This window comes from Enterobacter sp. J49, from assembly GCF_002148625.1.
In the GTDB taxonomy this organism is placed as follows: domain Bacteria; phylum Pseudomonadota; class Gammaproteobacteria; order Enterobacterales; family Enterobacteriaceae; genus Enterobacter; species Enterobacter ludwigii.
Map to the genome: position 1 here is coordinate 479,537 of NZ_MWPY01000037.1, position 18,192 is coordinate 497,728.

Below are 18,192 nucleotides of genomic sequence, written 5' to 3' on the forward strand. Positions count from 1 at the left end.
AAAGCCATCTTTAATGATGGCTTATACTTATTAACAATGAAAAAACAAATAGCGAAAAATATATCTACAAACTTTCTTAACCTTTTGGTAAGTATTGTTATTGGATTGATATTAACACCGGTTCTGGTAAAAAAGCTTGGGGTTTCGGTTTATGGACTAATACCTATTGCTCTATTCCTGACTTTCTATATGGGGGTTATTGCTCAGTCGTTAACTGCTTCGGTGAATCGATTCCTGATTGAAAAATTCATTTCGCAAGAATTTAAACAAGCCAACGAAATATTTAGCACTTCTTTTATTTTGATTTTATTATATGTTTTAGTCTTGTCAGTTGTCTTATTTATTCCAATTGTTCACATAGGTTATTTTCTAAATATACCAAATGGTTATCAAGACGATACCGTAAATCTATTTTTAGCGGTCTTAATATCATTTGTTTTAGCGATGATTAGCTCATCGATATCTGTCGCAATGTATGCAAAAAATAGAATAGATTTGATGCAGATTGGGAACATTATACGTAATATTAGTAAAATCTCTGCTATTTTTATTTTTATTAACTCCGGTTTTATAAGTCTAACATTTATTGGAATCTCAATCGTTCTTTCAGAGCTGTGCTATCTTATATACGCCATTATCACGTGGAAAATATTAACTCCCGAACTTGTAATTAAAATAAGATTTTTCAAAAAAGAGAGAGCAAAGGAAATTACAGCATTCAGTGGTTGGGTTTTGTTTGATCAAATAGGGACGATTCTTTTTTTAAAGACAGACCTAATTTTAGTTAATATGTTAATGGGTAGCAAGGCTAATGGAGAGTATTCGGTAGCAACTCAATTTAGTGATTTATTAAGATCGATGGCAGGACTCGTCGCTAGTAGTCTAGGACCTGTAATGATAATTATGTATGAGAAAAAACAGCTAAAGCAACTGGCTGATATTACTATTGCGTTTGTTAAGTTTTTGAGTCTAACGTTAGCCGTTCCTATCATAATACTTTGTATATATTCAAAAGAAATACTTGATTTATGGTTAGGTGCTGATTTCGTAAAATTATCGCCTTTAATAATATTGATGGTACTCCCATTAATTATCAATCTTGGTACTTTGCCAATACTGTCCATAAACATTGCAGTTAAAAAAATCAAAATACCTGCTGTAGTAAATATTGCATTAGCCCTCAGTGGAATATGTCTTTCGCTAATTATTTTCAATAGAACAACATTCGGCTATTACAGTATTGCTATTGCTTACACGTTAACACTTACAGTAAAAAATGCTTTTTTCATACCGTGGTACGCTGCTGCAATTATGAATAAACCGAAGTACACATTTTTTACAACCCATTTAAAGACCGTTATTTTTTCTGTTTTATTTTTAATAACAGCAAATTATCTAAAGTTATTAATGCATTGGTTTGAACTTAATATACTTTTGCAATGGACAGGACTGGCAATCATAGGTTTCTGCTCAACCCTTCTTTTTTATACGAAATCAGAAAGACAAATTTTTGTAAGTTTTTTAAAACGGAATAAAAGAAAGTGAAAAAAATAAAACAAGTCGGTATTATAAATTTCCAGTATTCTGATCATAACTATGGTGCTGTGTTACAAGCAGCAGCCTTAGAAAATGTTTTAAAGAATAAAGGATTCATCGTAAAACATATTGACTATATTTCTTCTCCCGAAATAAAAATAAATCCATTCTCTGTAGCAAAAAAACTCTCCAAGAAGATTGGTTTAACAAAATTAATTAAAACTATTCTTGGTAAGAAGATAATTATTAAGCATGATGTTAGTAATAATCAAGTATTTGAAGATTTCAGAAAAGCATGGATAAATCGTACAAAACGGTTCGACTCCTTAGAATCTCTACAAAATGAGAAATTAGAGTTTGATGCTGTTATAGTTGGAAGTGACCAAGTGTGGCGCCCTACAATGTATAATAGAAGAAATGACTATAAAGTCTATTTCTTAAGCTTTTTGCCAAGTACTTGTAAGAAAATTTCTTATGCAGCAAGTTTTGGTGTCGATTATTGGGAAATTACAGATAAATTTGTAACGTCTGATATTGCCAATTTGGTTCATGATTTCGATGCAGTCTCTGTTAGAGAAGAGTCAGGGATTTCAATTTGTAAAACTATTTTTCAGAAAGAGAGTTCACATGTATTGGATCCTACATTACTAGCGGGCAAAGATTTCTTTGATGGAATCATTGCATCGGAGGTAAAAATTGATTCAACACCCAAGCAAATCGTTTATTATAAACTGGATGTTGATCATACATTTACATCTAATATTGAGCAGTTTGGTTTGTTTAATAATAAAACCGTTACTAACATTTATTATAATCGAATTGAAAATAGGTTTGCATATTACACTGTTGGTCAGTGGTTAAGTAATATTAAAGAAAGCGAAATTATTATCACTGATTCATTTCACTGTGTATGTTTCTGTATACTATATCACAAAGATTTTATTTGTTGCGTTAATGAATCAAGGGGGCTATCCAGACTAAAAAGTTTGTTAACGATGCTTGGTATTGAAGATAGAATATGTTCCTCTGATGATAATTTCATTGACACGTACAAAAAAATGCGCCCTATAAATTACACAGAAGTCGATGCTATTCTTTCAAATGAACGAGTATTATCAGAAGAATTCTTAATGGATAGCTTACGGGATAAAATAGATTAGGATTCTTTGCATGAAATGTAGCTCTTTTCCAGTTATTGTAATGACCCGAAATGAAGGTTTATTTTTATTTCGATGTGTCGAGTCGATGCTAAAAAATGTAAGCATAGACATTCATGTATATATTATAGATAACAATTCATTAGATGATGAACATTTAGCTGTCCTCGATGTAATAGAAAAAAAATACACAAACGAAGTATCGGTTATTAGGAACACTAGTAATCTATGGGTTTTAGGTATAAATAAGACATTAAAACAAATCAGAGCTAAACATAGCAGTCCATATTTTTTTGTTACTGATGGAGATATCGATTTTTCTATATGTAAAGCTCAGCCTTGTTGGTTGACGTATCTAATACAACAAATGGAACAAAATATCGTAGTTGGTAAAATTGGCTATTCTTTAGATTGGGCTTATTTATCAAAGCAAGAAAACTTAAAAGATATTCTCTTGCAGGAAGAATCGTTATATGACGAAAGCAGGAGAATCAATGACTTATATATTGCACAAGTGGATACAACTGCGACCTTATTCCGATGGGATTGGTCGATTGAAAGTAGTGGGAAGATTTTCCCTGATCATATGAGATATCTCCGCCCTGAATTATACTCTTGCAGAACAAGTAAGAAACTAGTCGTGGAACATCTTGGTTGGATGAATTATAAAACTAATGCTTTAAGTCAGGGTAATATAGATAGTAAAGTTATATGTTTCACGATAGTTGGTGCAACTATTAAAAAAGAAATTTTGTGCCAAGCCAGTTTGAAAGCAAGAGTTTTCTTTTTTATATTAAATAGGCCATTTCAAATCCTCTGGGTGTTAAGGCGGTATTTATTTTTATTTAAATATATCTTCAAAAAAGGTCGCAGACTGTTTGATGGACAAAAGTGACATTTTAAATCCGGAGCTATGTATTTTACCACTGATGTTATGTGACGTCCTCCTGAGGAATATATGTATCTTTTTTCAAATAGTTTAATATTCTTATTTTTTTTATTGCATATCGCAGTTATATTTATCGGTATGGCAATCGCTTATACTAATTCAAAGCATTGTGATAATTTAGGTGTTCTTCTTGTAGCGGTTGTATATTTTGCACTTAATTTGACCCGAACTGGACTAGGGGTTGATGAACCAGTTTACCTTGAAGCGTATAAAGATTATATTCAGCAGGGTATACTTCATTTTGAGTATTCCTTTAATGCTGTTTATTATTTACTATCCATAGCGAATGTTGGGCCCGAATATTTCAATATAACTATATCAACTTTGTTTATCATTTTTTCAATTACGATGATTGTAAAATGTGTTGAAAGGCCTTATAGAACAATTGGATTAGTATTTTTCTTATTCTTTTCAATTACTTTGGATTTTATATTTAATGCTTACAGGCAAGGGTTGGCTTTTTTGTTTGTGGCATTGTCCCTACACTATTATTCAGTTAATAGAAAAAGAATGTCATTGCTCATGTTTATCATTGGGCTCGGTTTCCATTGGTCATCTATAGTTGTTGCAATAGCTATATTTTTATGCCGATTTATATCGATTCGTTTAGCGATGAGGCTGAATATTGCCATCATATTTTTAACATTAGTCGCTGCTTTAGTTCCTTTAAAAATAATCCCGTTGATTAGCAAAATTCTCTTTATTGGAAGTTTTGGATCACCTTATATCCTTAAGATTACGCGTTATTTAGATTCACCAATAGCATATTTCTATGATTTAAATATGTTAGGCCGAATGCCTTTAATAATTTCCGTAATTGCGACATTATTATATGTATATATATATAGAAATTTTATTCCTGAGTTTCTTTACAAACTGATTATCGTATTAATGGTGTATTGCCTTTTGTTCCTTGAAATGTCTTATAGTTTTAGAAACTACTATTGGGTACTTCCACTAATGCCTTTAATAATGGCTAATACACCATGTTTCGTTCAAAGTAATCGTGCAAAAAAATCCGTATTATTTGTGGCGTTTTTATTTCATGTGATATTATCAATAACTGGCTATTATACGTCTGGAATCATGCCAATGATTTTTGCATGAAAAATTAATTTAAAGGGTTAATGATGTTGGAGTCAGGAAAAAAATTAAAAATAGCTATATTGCTTTCCACCTATAATGGAAAGCAATATGTTGTCGAACAACTATCGTCTTTAACTAAACTTTTAGTCAATGACTATGCTATTGATATACATATTCGTGATGATGGTTCTTCAGATGAAACAATTATCTTAATTAAAGAATTTATGAAGAATAATTCAAATATTTTTCTTTATGAAGAGAAAAATGTTGGCGTAATTAATAGCTTCATTACTCTTGTTAAGAACGTTGAAGGTTATGATTTCTATGCTTTCTGTGATCAAGATGATAGTTGGGAACCACTAAAAGTAATGGCGGGAATAGTAAAGTTGCAAGAATTTGATTCTGCTATCCCAATGATATATTGCTCTGCATATGATTATGTAGATCAAGATTTAAATCATATTGGACGCTTCGTTTCTGAAAGTGACTTTACGGTTAATAATTTATTGATTGAAAATTGTGCTCCTGGCTGCACAATGATTTTTAATTCCTCGCTGCGTGATAGGTTTATAGGGATCATGTATCCTGATATTGCAAATCATGTTGTTATGCATGATTGGCTATTTTTATTATTAGCTGCTTATCATGGTCGAATAATATATGATCGTAATTCTTACTTGTTGTATAGGCAACATGCGAATAATGTTATTGGGAAAAAAAGTGGTTTCATTTCCGTTATAAAATCTAAAATTAAGCAATTTAAACGAGAGATTAAAAGACCTCAGCATCTTCTTTATTTACAAACAAAACTACTTTCTGAAATTACATCAAGCGAACCATTGAGTGAAATTCATTGTTTAAGCCGCTCTTTTGTAAGCTCACAAACAAATTTTATATCAAGGTTAAAATTTGCTATTAATAGTAATATTAAACGAGTAAAAAAAATCGATGATATCATTTTTAAGATTTTGTACGTTTTCGGATATTACAAATAACCTTTGGTGTAGTATGGATAATCAAAAGCAGCTTCACATAGCCTTAGTCGCAAATACTTTATGGTCTGTATATAATTTTCGAAAAGGGCTTATCAACAGCTTCATTAAGCGTGGATACAAAGTTACTATTGTTGGTCCAGTCGATGATTATGCTAAAAAATTAAAAAAATTAGGTTGTAGCGTTGTTGATGTGCATATCGCATCGCAGGGAATGAATCCGTTTGTCGATCTTAACCTTATAATGAAATTAAAAAAAATATATTCTCAAATTGATCCAGACTTTATTTTTCATTATACGATTAAACCTAACATTTACGGCTCAATTGCTGCCTGGTTGTGCAATAAAAAATCAATTGCAGTTACTACCGGGTTAGGTTTTGTTTTTAATAAAAGCTCGTTTTTTACTAAGGTCATCTCTCAGTTGTATTCCTTTTCATTTAATTTCCCCAAAGAAGTTTGGTTTTTAAATGAAGATGATAAAGCTGTTTTTATTTCTAAAAAAATTATCAAGGAATACAAGTCATATGTTTTAGATGGCGAAGGGGTAGATACACAATATTTTTCTCCTGGAAAGTTGATTAAACAACCTGATGATGGCGTCACATTTCTACTAGTAGCGCGAATGTTATGGGATAAGGGGGTAGGGATTTATGTTGAGGCTGCACGGAAGTTAAAGGTTCAATATCCTAATGCCAAATTTCAACTTCTAGGGGCATGTGATGTTGAGAACCCGAGTGCGATCTCAAAAGATGTGATTGATTCCTGGGATAAAGAAGGTGTTATAGAATATTTGGGCGTTACAAGTGACGTTCGGCAAATCGTTAGTCAAGCCGACTGCATTGTCCTGCCTTCATATTATCGCGAGGGTATACCCCGGACGTTAATGGAAGCAGCTTCGATGGCTAAACCCCTTGTAACAACGGATAATGTTGGTTGCAGGAATGTCGTTATTGATGGCGTAACTGGTTACCTGTGTCAGGTAAAAAATGTGGACAGTTTAGCTGATGCTATGCGCAATATTATTCAACTAACCCCAGAAGCCAGAAACGAAATGGGGGCTAAGGGAAGAGAATTTATGCTTCGTCGCTTCGATGAAAAAATAATCATCTCTGACTATTACAGAGCTATCCAAAAATACATTTAACTTTTTCCATAAAACATACTTTAGCTCAGCAATAGCATCTTCTTCTACCCATTCCCCCTTATCCTGAGTTAACATCACAGACACATTTCAAGCCGCACACAGTCGCGGCGACCACACCTGACAGGAGTATGTAATGTCCAAGCAACAAATCGGCGTTGTCGGTATGGCAGTGATGGGGCGCAACCTGGCGCTCAACATCGAAAGCCGTGGTTATACCGTCTCCGTTTTCAACCGCTCCCGTGATAAGACCGAAGAAGTGATTGCTGAGAACCCGGGCAAGAAACTTGTTCCTTTCTATACGGTGAAAGAGTTTGTTGAGTCCCTGGAAACGCCTCGTCGTATCCTGTTAATGGTGAAAGCGGGCGCAGGTACCGATGCTGCTATCGACTCTCTGAAACCTTTCCTCGAAAAAGGCGACATTATTATTGATGGCGGTAACACCTTCTTCCAGGACACCATTCGTCGCAACCGTGAACTGTCTGCTGAAGGTTTTAACTTCATCGGTACCGGTGTTTCCGGTGGTGAAGAGGGCGCACTGAAAGGCCCATCTATCATGCCTGGTGGTCAGAAAGAGGCGTACGAACTGGTTGCGCCAATCCTGACAAAAATCGCTGCGGTTGCGGAAGATGGCGAGCCGTGTGTGACCTATATTGGTCCAGACGGTGCAGGCCATTACGTGAAGATGGTTCACAACGGCATCGAATACGGCGACATGCAGCTCATCGCAGAAGCTTACTCCCTGCTGAAAGGCGGCCTGAACCTCTCTAACGAAGAGCTGGCTGAAACCTTTACCGAGTGGAACAAAGGTGAGCTGAACAGCTACCTGATTGACATCACCAAAGATATCTTCACCAAGAAAGATGAAGAGGGTAAATACCTGGTTGATGTGATTCTGGACGAAGCTGCGAACAAAGGTACCGGTAAATGGACCAGCCAGAGCTCTCTGGATCTGGGTGAACCGCTGTCTCTGATCACCGAATCCGTATTTGCGCGTTATATCTCTTCCCTGAAAGAGCAGCGTGTTGCGGCATCCAAAGTGCTGTCTGGCCCACAGGCTAAACCCGCGGGTGACAAAGCTGAATTCGTCGAGAAAGTTCGCCGCGCTCTGTACCTGGGTAAAATCGTCTCCTACGCGCAAGGCTTCTCTCAGCTGCGTGCCGCGTCAGACGAGAACAACTGGGATCTGAACTACGGTGAGATCGCGAAGATCTTCCGCGCAGGTTGCATCATTCGTGCACAATTCCTGCAGAAAATCACCGATGCTTATGCGGAAAACGCGGGTATTGCTAACCTTCTGCTGGCGCCATACTTCAAGAAGATTGCCGACGAATACCAGCAGGCGCTGCGTGACGTTGTGGCTTACGCTGTGCAGAACGGTATTCCGGTTCCGACCTTCTCCGCAGCAGTGGCGTACTACGACAGCTACCGCGCTGCCGTTCTGCCTGCGAACCTGATTCAGGCACAGCGCGACTATTTTGGCGCGCATACCTATAAGCGTACTGATAAAGAAGGTGTATTCCATACCGAATGGATGGAATAAGTTAAATAACGCGTTGTAATTAAGGCCCGGAGCTCGTCTCCGGGTTTTTTTTACGCAAAATCTGGCTCGCGATACTCGAAGTAGTCTGAATGTCATCCTGCGAGCAGGGATTACTCCTGGTTTGCCTTGACAGTTCTGTTGGCCAGGAGGTACAAAGCCCAACAGTCAGGTTTATCGCGATGGTCAGGCGGCCATCAGTACAGTTAACTCACAGAAGTCATTAGCGAATGAAAATAACAATCTCCGGAACAGGCTATGTCGGTCTCTCAAACGGCATTCTGATTGCCCAGAACCATGAAGTGGTTGCGCTGGACATCGTACAGTCCAAAGTGGATATGCTAAATCAGAAGAAATCGCCGATTGTAGACAAAGAAATCCAGGATTACCTTTCGAACAAACCGCTGAATTTCCGTGCTACCACTGATAAAGAAGATGCTTATCGTGATGCGGACTTTGTCATCATTGCGACCCCAACAGACTACGATCCAAAAACCAACTATTTCAACACTTCGACGGTTGAAGCGGTGATCAAAGACGTTATCGCGATTAATCCGAATGCAGTGATGATCATTAAGTCGACCATTCCGGTCGGTTTCACTAAATCAATCAAAGAAGAGTTGGGTATTGATAATGTCTTCTTCTCGCCAGAGTTTCTGCGCGAGGGCAGGGCGTTATACGATAACCTGCACCCATCCCGTATCGTGATCGGTGAGCGCTCTGAGCGTGCGGAGCGTTTTGCTGCTCTCCTTCAGGAAGGCGCAATCAAGAAAGATATCCCGGTGCTGTTTACCGATTCCACTGAAGCCGAAGCGATCAAGCTGTTCGCGAATACCTACCTGGCAATGCGCGTGGCTTACTTCAACGAGCTGGACAGCTATGCCGAGAGTCTGGGCCTGAACACCCGTCAGATCATCGAAGGCGTGTGCCTCGACCCGCGTATCGGCAATCATTACAACAACCCGTCGTTTGGTTACGGCGGCTATTGCCTGCCTAAAGATACGAAACAGTTGCTGGCGAACTATCAGGCTGTGCCAAACAATTTGATTTCAGCGATTGTTGATGCAAACCGTACGCGTAAAGACTTCATTTCTGATTCCATTCTCGCGCGTCAGCCGAAAGTGGTGGGTGTATATCGCCTGATCATGAAGAGCGGTTCTGATAACTTCCGCGCCTCTTCCATTCAGGGGATCATGAAGCGTATTAAGGCCAAAGGCGTTCAGGTAATTATTTATGAGCCAGCGATGCAGGAAGATGAATTCTTCCATTCTCGTGTGATTCGTGACCTGGATGCGTTCAAGCAGGAAGCGGATGTGATTATCTCTAACCGTATGGCGGAAGAACTGGCCGACGTGGCGGATAAAGTGTATACCCGCGATCTGTTTGGTAGCGACTGAGTCTCTGCTTAAGGCGCATAAAAAAACCGGCACTTGCCGGTTTTTTTTGTTTTTATACTTTGTAGAAGTCGCGATACCAGTCAACGAAATTCTTCACGCCTTCTTTAACGGAGGTCTGCGGTTTGAAGCCAATAACGTCATACAGCGCTTTAGTATCTGCGCTGGTTTCCAGTACGTCACCCGGCTGGATTGGCATCATATTCTTTTCTGCCTCTATCCCGAGCGCCTCTTCAAGAGCCGTAATGTAATCCATCAGTTCAACCGGAGAGCTGTTTCCGATGTTATAGACGCGATAAGGCGCAGAGCTGGTTGCCGGTGAACCGGTTTCAACGGTCCAGTTTGCATCGGCCTGAGGGATAACATCCTGCAGACGGATAATGGCTTCGGCGATATCATCAATGTAAGTGAAGTCGCGCTTCATCTTACCGTAGTTGTAGACATCAATGCTTTTGCCTTCAATCATCGCTTTGGTGAATTTAAACAGCGCCATATCCGGACGACCCCACGGACCGTACACGGTAAAGAAACGCAGGCCCGTCGTGGGCAGGTTGTACAGGTGGGAATAGGTATGCGACATCAGTTCATTGGCTTTTTTGGTCGCGGCATAAAGTGAGACAGGGTGATCGACCGAATCGTCAGTCGAAAAAGGCATCTTGCGATTCAGACCGTAAACGGAGCTGGAAGATGCATACAGAAGATGTTGTACCTTGTGATGGCGACAGCCTTCCAGCACGTTGAGGTGCCCTACCAGGTTGGCATCTGCATAGGCGTGAGGGTTTTCAAGCGAGTAGCGTACACCTGCCTGTGCGGCCAGGTGGATGACGCGATCAAATTTCTCACGGGCGAACAGTGTGGCCATGCCTTCACGGTCGGCCAGGTCCAGCTTGTGGAAGGTGAAATTGCCAGATGTCAGCAGATCCAGACGTGCCAGCTTAAGATTGACATCATAGTAGTCATTCAGGTTATCAATACCGACGACCTGATGACCGGCATCCAGGAGTCGTTTGCTGACATTTGCACCGATAAAGCCTGCTGCACCCGTTACCAGAAATTTCATATCTTCCCTCATAAACATGTGTTCTTACTGATGCCATCACGCATCACATTGCGTCTATCATAGCGCGGCGGATGTCAGTTACATAACCCATCTTTCCGATTTAACTCATCGGATTCTTATAGAAAAATCCGTAGCAACAGATACACTATGTGAACATGTTTATTTTTGCCCTTTTTTATCTGTTAGGGATTGTATGACGCAGAACAACAATAGTCAGGTCAGCAGAAGTAATGACCCGGAGCAAATTGATTTACTTGATTTAGTGATGCAATTGTGGCGTGGGAAATGGGTTATTGGAGCTTTTGTCGCCTTTTTTATCATACTAGCGGGCGTTTATATCACCATAGCTAAAGAAAAATGGACATCGTCCGCGATCATTGCTCAACCTGATGCCGCCCAGATTGCGACGTATACAAACGCGTTGAATATCCTTTATGGGGGCGCCTCGCCCTCGATTTTGGATATTCAGAATCGTGTAATCGGTCGTTTCAATTCATCCTTTTCAGCATTAGCGCAGGCTCTTGAAAATCAAGAAGATCCAGAAAAGCTGACTATTGAGCCTACAGTGAAGGGGCAAGGGCTGCCATTAACCGTAACCTATCAGGGTGAAACTGCCGAAGCTGCGCAAAAGCAGCTTGCACAGTATATTCAGCAGATTGATGAACAGACGGCGAAAGAACTGACGCTCGACCTAAAAGATAACATTAAGCAGCAGATCACAACCCTGAATGACTCCCTGGGGAACCAGGAGAAAGTCTCTCAGGAGCAAAAAGATTTGCGTATCAAACAGATTACGGAAGCGCTGAAGAACGCAGAAGCAGCGAAAATCACCTCTCCGCAAATTCAGCAAACTCAGGACGTGACGCAGGAAACCATGTTCCTGCTGGGCAGCGAAGCGTTAAAATCGATGATTGAAAACGAAGCGTCTCGTCCGCTGGTGTTCTCAGGAGCGTACTACCAGACTAAGCAGAACTTGCTGGATATCGAAAAGCTGAACGTTAACCCTGACACTATCCACGTCTACCGTTATGTGATGAAGCCAGATTTACCGATCAAACGTGACAGTCCGAAAAAGGCCATCACTCTAATCCTTGCCGTACTCCTTGGCGGGATTATCGGTTCAGGTGTGGTGTTGGGTCGCAACGCATTGCGGAACTACAAACCAAAAGCGTGATTCTCATCAGATAAAAAAACCGGGGACATTCCCCGGTTTTTTTATTTATGTCTCTTACGTAGATTCTCAATCACCACCGTCAAATCCAGCTCCTGATCCTGCAGCAGTACCAGCAGGTGATACATCAAATCCGACGCCTCGTTCGTCAGCTCCTCGCGGTCATGCACGGTCGCGGCCAGTGCTGTCTCAACGCCTTCTTCCCCTACCTTTTGCGCAATACGTTTAGTCCCGCTGGCGTACAGCTTAGCTGTATACGAACTTTCAGGATCCGCCGTTTTACGCTCAGCGAGTAACTGTTCCAGTTGATACAGGAACAGCCACTGGTGGCTTGCGTCGCCGAAGCAGCTGCTGGTGCCCTTGTGGCAGGTTGGGCCGATCGGATTCGCCAGTACCAGAAGCGTATCGTTATCGCAGTCCGGCGTAATGCTGACCACATTCAGGAAATGGCCAGAGGTTTCCCCTTTGGTCCACAGGCGCTGTTTGGTACGCGAGAAAAAGGTGACCTTGCCGCTGTCGATGGTTTTGGTTAGTGCATCCTGGTTCATATATCCCAACATCAGCACTTCACCTGAGACGGCATGCTGTACAACCACCGGCAGTAATCCGTCAGTTTTTTCCCAGTCCAGTTGTGCCTGTTGTTGCTCTGTTAACATACCCTGATCTCCACGCCCTGGTCGGCCAGGTACGTTTTTAACTCACCAATATTGATAATCTGTTTGTGGAACACGGAGGCCGCCAGCGCGCCGTCAACGTTTGCTTCGCGGAAGGCTTCGAGGAAGTGTTCCATGGTGCCTGCACCGCCGGAAGCAATCAGCGGTACGTGGCAGACCGCGCGGACTTTATTCAGCTGCTCCAGGTCGTAACCGTTACGCACGCCGTCCTGGTTCATCATGTTCAGCACAATTTCGCCTGCGCCACGTTTCTGGACTTCCTGCACCCAGTCCAGCGTCTCCCATTGGGTTACGCGGGTCCGGCTTTCGTCGCCGGTGTACTGGTTGACATGGTATTTACCCGTTGCGGCGTCATACCAGGTGTCGATCCCCACGACAATACACTGTACGCCAAAGCGATCGGCCAGACGGGTAATCAGCTCCGGGTCTGCCAAAGCAGGGGAGTTAATGGAAATCTTATCGGCACCAAAGGAGAGGATTTTTGCCGCGTCTTCCGCGGATTTAATCCCACCTGCCACGCAGAAGGGAATATCAATCACTTCTGCCACGCGCGCCACCCAGCTTTTATCCACGACGCGGCCATCGCTGGAGGCGGTGATATCGTAAAACACCAGCTCATCTGCGCCTTCTTCAGCGTAGCGTTTTGCCAGCGGGACGATATCGCCAATGATTTCGTGGTTGCGGAACTGCACGCCTTTCACTACCTGGCCGTCACGTACGTCCAGGCAAGGGATTATCCGTTTTGCCAGCATTGAATCGCCTCCGTCACAGTAAATTTACCTTCCAGCAGGGCCCGGCCCACAATCACGCCCTGTACACCCGTTCCGCGCAACGCGGCAATATCAGTGATATCACCAATACCGCCCGACGACTGGAAGGCCACCTGCGGATAACGCGCGCAGATTTCTTGATATAAAGAAACGTTAGAGCCTGCCAGCGTGCCGTCGCGGGAGATATCGGTGCACAGCACGTGCTTCAGGCCAACGGGCAGATACCTCTCAACCAGCTCTTCCAGCGTCACCCCAGAGTTTTCCTGCCAGCCGCTGACTGCAACCTGCTTGTTACCCTGTTCGTCGATACGAACATCCAGCGCCAGCACCAGCGCGTCAGCGCCAAAGCGGTGGAACCAGGCTTTAACCTTTTCAGGATCGTTAACGGCAGTCGAGCCGACGACCACACGCGCCACGCCAGCGTCCAGCAGCGCCGCAACGTCATCTTCCGTACGCACGCCACCGCCTACCTGGACCGGCACATCTACGCCGGCCACCAGTTTTTTAAGAAGTGGGATTTGACGTTTTGTCGGATCTTTTGCGCCAGTCAAATCCACCAGGTGCAACACCTGCGCGCCCTGGGCTGCATAATCCTGCAGACGTGGCAAGGGGTCGTTACCGTAGTCGCGTTGCTGCCCGTAATCGCCCTGATGGAGACGGACAACCGTGCCGTCGATTAAATCTAAAGCGGGAATAATCATTACATCTCCAGGAAGTTTTTCAGCAACTGTGCGCCTGCGGCACCCGAACGTTCCGGGTGAAACTGCACGCCGAAGAAGTTATCTTTCTGCACCGCCGCGGTAAATGCTTCGCCGTAATTGCACTGGGCAATGGTGTACGTATTTACCGGCATGGCGTAGCTGTGCACGAAGTAAAAATAGGCCCCGTCTTCAATGCCGCGAAACAGTCTGTCACCGGCTTTGGCATAAACACGGTTCCAGCCCATGTGCGGCAGAGGCAGACCGTGATCGGTCATTTTCGGCACGTCTTCGTCGATAATCCCGAGCAGATCAACACCGTTGCTCTCTTCACTGCGTCGGCCCAAGAGTTGCATGCCCAGACAAATTCCCAGCACCGGTTGAGTACAGGCTTTGATGAGACTCACCAGCTCACGCTCGTGGATCTGATCCATCGCCGCCTGCGCTGTCCCTACGCCGGGCAGAAAAAGCTTATCGGCGCGCAGTACGACGTCCGGGTCGCGACTTACGTCCGGTGCATAGCCGTGACGGGCAATTGCCGATTTTACGGAGTTCAGGTTGGCGCATCCGGTATCCAGAATCACCACATTCATTACAGCACTCCTTTCGATGAGGGCAGGGCGTCACCTTCCACACGAATCGCCTGGCGAAGGGTACGGCCAAAGGCTTTGAACAGGCTTTCCACGCGGTGGTGGTCGTTCTTGCCCTTGGTCTTGAGGTGCAACGTCAGGCCCATGGTGTAGGACAATGAACGGAAGAAGTGTTCAACCATTTCGGTGCTGAGGTCGCCCACGCGCTGGTAGGTGAAATCCGCTTTGTATTCCAGGTGTGGGCGCCCGGAGATATCCATTGCGCAGCGCGCCAGGCACTCGTCCATCGGCAGCACAAAACCAAAACGGTTGATGCCGCGTTTGTCGCCGAGCGCCAGCTTCAGCGCTTCACCCAGCGCCAGGCCGGTATCTTCCACAGTGTGGTGATCGTCGATATACAAATCGCCTTTCACGGCGATCTCCATGCGGAAACCACCGTGGGTCGCGATCTGGTCCAGCATATGGTCAAAGAAACCCACACCGGTGTGGATCTTGCTGCCGCCTTCACGATCCAACCAGACCTTAACGTCGATTTGCGTCTCTTTGGTGTTGCGCTCAACGTGCGAGTAGCGGTCACGCTGGGTCAGTTGATCACCAATTTTTGCCCAGTTAAGGGTGGAACGGTCATAGCGCAGCCCGGAGATACCCATGTTCTCCGCCAGCGTAATATCGGTCATGCGATCGCCAATGACATAGCTATTGGCTTTATCCAGCACGTCATCCGCCAGGTAGCGTTCGACCAGCTTTACCTTCGGCTTGCGGCAGTCACATTCATCGGCAGGCAGGTGTGGGCAGATCAGCACCTCATCAAATTTAACGCCCTGAGAGGTCAGCACCTGCATCATCAGGTTATGCGGGCCGTCAAAATCCGCTTGCGGGAAACTGTCGGTACCCAGTCCGTCCTGGTTAGTGATCATCACCAGCTTATAGCCGGCTTTCTGCAGCTTGAGCAGCACCGGGATTACATCGGGTTCAAAAGCCAGTTTGTCGAAACGATCGACCTGAAAATCGGTTGGCGGCTCCGAAATAAGGGTACCGTCACGATCGATAAAGAGGGTCTTCTGGCTCATACTTTCTCCGCTTTCAGGGCGTCAATCACGCGCTGACTCTCTGCACGGGTGCCTACGGTAATACGCAAACAGCCGCTTAAGGATGGTTGTTTATTTTGGTCTCGTAAGATAATGCCCTGATCCCATAAAGATTTAAATACGGCACTGGAGGCGGTAAAGCGTACCAGGATGTAGTTGGTTTCAGAGTCGAATACCTGCTCCACGCAGGGAATATCTTTCAGGGCAGTGACCAGATACTGCCGTTCTTCAAGGATTTGTGCCACGCGTTCGCGCATCGCCTTGATCCCCTGAGGGGCCAAAGCCTGCGCCGCAATGTCGGCAACCGGCGTAGAGAGTGGATATGGCGCAATCACTTTCATCAGCAGGTCGATGACTTCTTTATTGGCCAGCGTAAAGCCGCAGCGCAGGCCAGCGAGGGCGAAAGCTTTTGACAGCGTACGCAGTACAACCAGGTGCGGGTACTCCTCGAGCCAGCCAGCCAGCGTCGCCTGCGGGCAGAACTCAATATAGGCTTCGTCAGCCACCACCAGCGCTTTACCGCGCGTCATCTCCAGCAGGGTTCGAATGTCCTGCGGGTTGATAATCTGCCCGGTCGGGTTATTTGGACTGCAGACGAACACCACTTTCACGCCGTCAAGATTGTCGGCAATCCCCTGCAGATCGAGCTGCCAGTCTTCCAGCGAAAGCACGTTACGGCACGCCACGCCAAAGGTTTCTGCGCTGACGCTGTACATTCCGTAGGTTGGCTGGCAGTACATCACCGCGTCTTTACCCGGTTCGCAGAAGGCTCGGATCAGCAGTTCAATGCCTTCATCTGCACCCCGGCTGACCAGCACCTGCTCAGGCTTTACGCCTGCGTACCGGGCGTAATTTTCGATAACCGCTTTCGGCTGGCATTCCGGATAGCGGTTCAGTGTTTGCTGCGACAGCTCGAACTGTACGGCCGTCGGGTATTCGTTGGCGTTCAGCCAGACATCACCGTTGCCACCCAGACGACGAGCAGACTGATAAGGCGTCAGGCGACGGACATTTTCGCGGGCTAATTCTTCAATGCTCATGCTTGCTCCTTCAGGGCTGCAACGCGCAGCGTAACGGCGTTTTTGTGGGCGGTCAGACGTTCGGCGGCGGCCAGGGTCTCAATGGTGGAGGCCAGAGAGGCAAACCCCTCGCGGGACAGCTCCTGTACGGTCATGCGTTTCTGGAAATCCGCCAGCCCGAGGCTCGAACAGGTTGATGTATAGCCGTAGGTTGGCAGAACGTGGTTGGTGCCGGAAGCGTAATCGCCGGCGGATTCCGGTGACCAGTCGCCAAGGAAGACCGAACCTGCGCTGGTAATGCTGTCAACCAGATCGCGCGCATTGCGGGTCTGGATAATCAGGTGTTCCGGGCCGTACTGGTTGGAGATGGCAATGCACTGCGCCAGATCGCGCGCCACAATCAGGCGGCTTGCTGAGAGTGCCAGGCGTGCCGTGTCGGCGCGCGGCAGGTCGGCAAGCTGACGTTCAACGGCTTCACCCACGCGTCTTGCCATATCCGCATCCGGCGTCAGCAAAATAACCTGTGAGTCCGGGCCATGTTCTGCCTGGGATAACAGATCGGAGGCGACGAAGTCCGGCGTTGCACCGCTGTCGGCAATCACCAGCACCTCAGAAGGACCGGCAGGCATATCAATTGCGGCACCGTCCAGACGCTGGCTGACCTGACGCTTTGCTTCGGTCACATACGCGTTGCCCGGGCCAAAAATTTTATCCACTTTAGGAATGGATTCGGTACCAAACGCCAGCGCGGAAATTGCCTGTGCCCCCCCCACTTTATACACCGCCTGTACGCCACACAGTTTTGCCGCATAGAGAATTTCATCGGCAATCGGAGGCGGCGAGCACAGTACTACTTTCTGACAACCGGCGATGCGTGCCGGGGTTGCCAGCATTAATACGGTAGAGAACAGCGGGGCGGAACCACCGGGGATGTAAAGCCCCACCGACGCAACCGGACGCGTGACCTGCTGGCAGCGTACGCCGGGCACGGTTTCCACATCGACCGCCTGCAATATCTGCGCGGTGTGGAAGGTATCAATGTTTTTCGCCGCGACGGCCATCGCCTGTTTGATCTCGTCACCGAGGCGGCTTTCCGCGTCCGTGATTTCCTGTTCTGTTACCTTTAAAGCGCTAACCTCGGTTTTATCAAACTTTGCGCTGTATTCCCGCAGTGCATCGTCGCCACGGGCTTTGACGTTCTCAAGGATCTCGGCCACGGTGCGGGTAATGCTTTCTGAAGCGGAAATCGCCGGACGCATCAGCAGCGCGCGCTGTTGTTCTTGCGAACAATCGTTCCAGTTGATGATTGTGTTAAAGCTCATGG

17 protein-coding genes are annotated in these 18,192 nt (G+C 45.1%); 9 read left to right on the top strand and 8 right to left on the bottom strand.

Annotation, left to right across the window (positions count from 1 at the left end; all coding sequences use genetic code 11):
• Window positions 1-36 precede the first annotated feature (36 nt).
• From BJP35_RS20535 to ugd, 8 genes are all read left to right on the top strand, one after another.
• Window positions 37-1,545, top strand: coding sequence for an oligosaccharide flippase family protein (locus BJP35_RS20535; RefSeq protein ID WP_047742848.1), 1,509 nt, complete (start codon window positions 37-39; stop codon window positions 1,543-1,545).
• Window positions 1,542-2,696 (top strand): polysaccharide pyruvyl transferase family protein, encoded by a 1,155-nt coding sequence (locus tag BJP35_RS20540; RefSeq protein WP_047742847.1) that lies wholly within the window; start codon window positions 1,542-1,544, stop codon window positions 2,694-2,696. The genes BJP35_RS20535 and BJP35_RS20540 overlap by 4 nt, the downstream gene beginning before the upstream one ends.
• 40 nt (window positions 2,697-2,736) lie before the next feature.
• Entirely contained in the window at window positions 2,737-3,588 is an 852-nt protein-coding gene (locus BJP35_RS20545) for a glycosyltransferase family A protein (RefSeq protein ID WP_073970979.1), read from the top strand.
• A gap of 63 nt (window positions 3,589-3,651) precedes the next feature.
• On the top strand, window positions 3,652-4,749 hold the full coding sequence (locus BJP35_RS20550; protein WP_047742845.1) for an EpsG family protein: 1,098 nt from the start codon (window positions 3,652-3,654) through the stop codon (window positions 4,747-4,749).
• A gap of 23 nt (window positions 4,750-4,772) precedes the next feature.
• Window positions 4,773-5,723, top strand: a complete 951-nt coding sequence (locus BJP35_RS20555) for a glycosyltransferase (protein ID WP_047742844.1) — start codon at window positions 4,773-4,775, stop codon at window positions 5,721-5,723.
• A gap of 13 nt (window positions 5,724-5,736) precedes the next feature.
• Window positions 5,737-6,867 carry a glycosyltransferase family 4 protein gene (locus BJP35_RS20560; RefSeq protein WP_047742843.1) on the top strand — a complete coding sequence of 377 codons (1,131 nt, stop codon included), beginning with the start codon at window positions 5,737-5,739 and terminating at the stop codon, window positions 6,865-6,867.
• A gap of 133 nt (window positions 6,868-7,000) precedes the next feature.
• Entirely contained in the window at window positions 7,001-8,407 is a 1,407-nt protein-coding gene (gndA, locus tag BJP35_RS20565; protein ID WP_032678512.1) for an NADP-dependent phosphogluconate dehydrogenase, read from the top strand.
• A 227-nt stretch (window positions 8,408-8,634) separates the two neighbouring features.
• A complete protein-coding gene (ugd, locus tag BJP35_RS20570; protein ID WP_020883283.1) occupies window positions 8,635-9,801 on the top strand; it encodes a UDP-glucose 6-dehydrogenase in 1,167 nt (388 codons plus the stop codon).
• 52 nt (window positions 9,802-9,853) lie between these two features.
• On the opposite strand, the gene BJP35_RS20575 is transcribed toward ugd, so the two are convergent.
• A complete protein-coding gene (locus BJP35_RS20575; RefSeq protein ID WP_047742842.1) occupies window positions 9,854-10,858 on the bottom strand; it encodes an NAD-dependent epimerase in 1,005 nt (334 codons plus the stop codon).
• 193 nt (window positions 10,859-11,051) lie between these two features.
• On the opposite strand from BJP35_RS20575, the gene wzzB reads away from it, so the two are divergent.
• A complete protein-coding gene (gene wzzB / locus BJP35_RS20580; protein ID WP_047742841.1) occupies window positions 11,052-12,032 on the top strand; it encodes an LPS O-antigen chain length determinant protein WzzB in 981 nt (326 codons plus the stop codon).
• A gap of 41 nt (window positions 12,033-12,073) precedes the next feature.
• On the opposite strand, the gene hisIE is transcribed toward wzzB, so the two are convergent.
• Genes hisIE through hisD form a run of 7 tightly spaced genes read right to left on the bottom strand, consistent with a single transcriptional unit; the run spans window position 12,074 to window position 18,190 of the window.
• The gene (gene hisIE / locus BJP35_RS20585; RefSeq protein ID WP_044868269.1) at window positions 12,074-12,685 is read right to left on the bottom strand and encodes a bifunctional phosphoribosyl-AMP cyclohydrolase/phosphoribosyl-ATP diphosphatase HisIE; all 612 of its coding nucleotides are present in this window, start codon (window positions 12,683-12,685) and stop codon (window positions 12,074-12,076) included.
• Window positions 12,679-13,455, bottom strand: a complete 777-nt coding sequence (gene hisF, locus BJP35_RS20590) for an imidazole glycerol phosphate synthase subunit HisF (RefSeq protein ID WP_047742840.1) — start codon at window positions 13,453-13,455, stop codon at window positions 12,679-12,681. The genes hisIE and hisF overlap by 7 nt, the downstream gene beginning before the upstream one ends.
• Window positions 13,437-14,174 carry a 1-(5-phosphoribosyl)-5-[(5-phosphoribosylamino)methylideneamino]imidazole-4-carboxamide isomerase gene (gene hisA / locus BJP35_RS20595; protein ID WP_047742839.1) on the bottom strand — a complete coding sequence of 246 codons (738 nt, stop codon included), beginning with the start codon at window positions 14,172-14,174 and terminating at the stop codon, window positions 13,437-13,439. The genes hisF and hisA overlap by 19 nt, the downstream gene beginning before the upstream one ends.
• Window positions 14,174-14,764 carry an imidazole glycerol phosphate synthase subunit HisH gene (gene hisH / locus BJP35_RS20600; RefSeq protein WP_047742838.1) on the bottom strand — a complete coding sequence of 197 codons (591 nt, stop codon included), beginning with the start codon at window positions 14,762-14,764 and terminating at the stop codon, window positions 14,174-14,176. The genes hisA and hisH overlap by 1 nt, the downstream gene beginning before the upstream one ends.
• Window positions 14,764-15,831 carry a bifunctional histidinol-phosphatase/imidazoleglycerol-phosphate dehydratase HisB gene (gene hisB / locus BJP35_RS20605; RefSeq protein ID WP_047355733.1) on the bottom strand — a complete coding sequence of 356 codons (1,068 nt, stop codon included), beginning with the start codon at window positions 15,829-15,831 and terminating at the stop codon, window positions 14,764-14,766. The genes hisH and hisB overlap by 1 nt, the downstream gene beginning before the upstream one ends.
• On the bottom strand, window positions 15,828-16,889 hold the full coding sequence (gene hisC / locus BJP35_RS20610) for a histidinol-phosphate transaminase (protein WP_032678504.1): 1,062 nt from the start codon (window positions 16,887-16,889) through the stop codon (window positions 15,828-15,830). Before hisC ends, hisB begins: the two co-directional genes overlap by 4 nt.
• Window positions 16,886-18,190 (bottom strand): histidinol dehydrogenase, encoded by a 1,305-nt coding sequence (hisD, locus tag BJP35_RS20615; protein ID WP_047743107.1) that lies wholly within the window; start codon window positions 18,188-18,190, stop codon window positions 16,886-16,888. The genes hisC and hisD overlap by 4 nt, the downstream gene beginning before the upstream one ends.
• Between the last annotated feature and the right edge of the window lie 2 nt (window positions 18,191-18,192).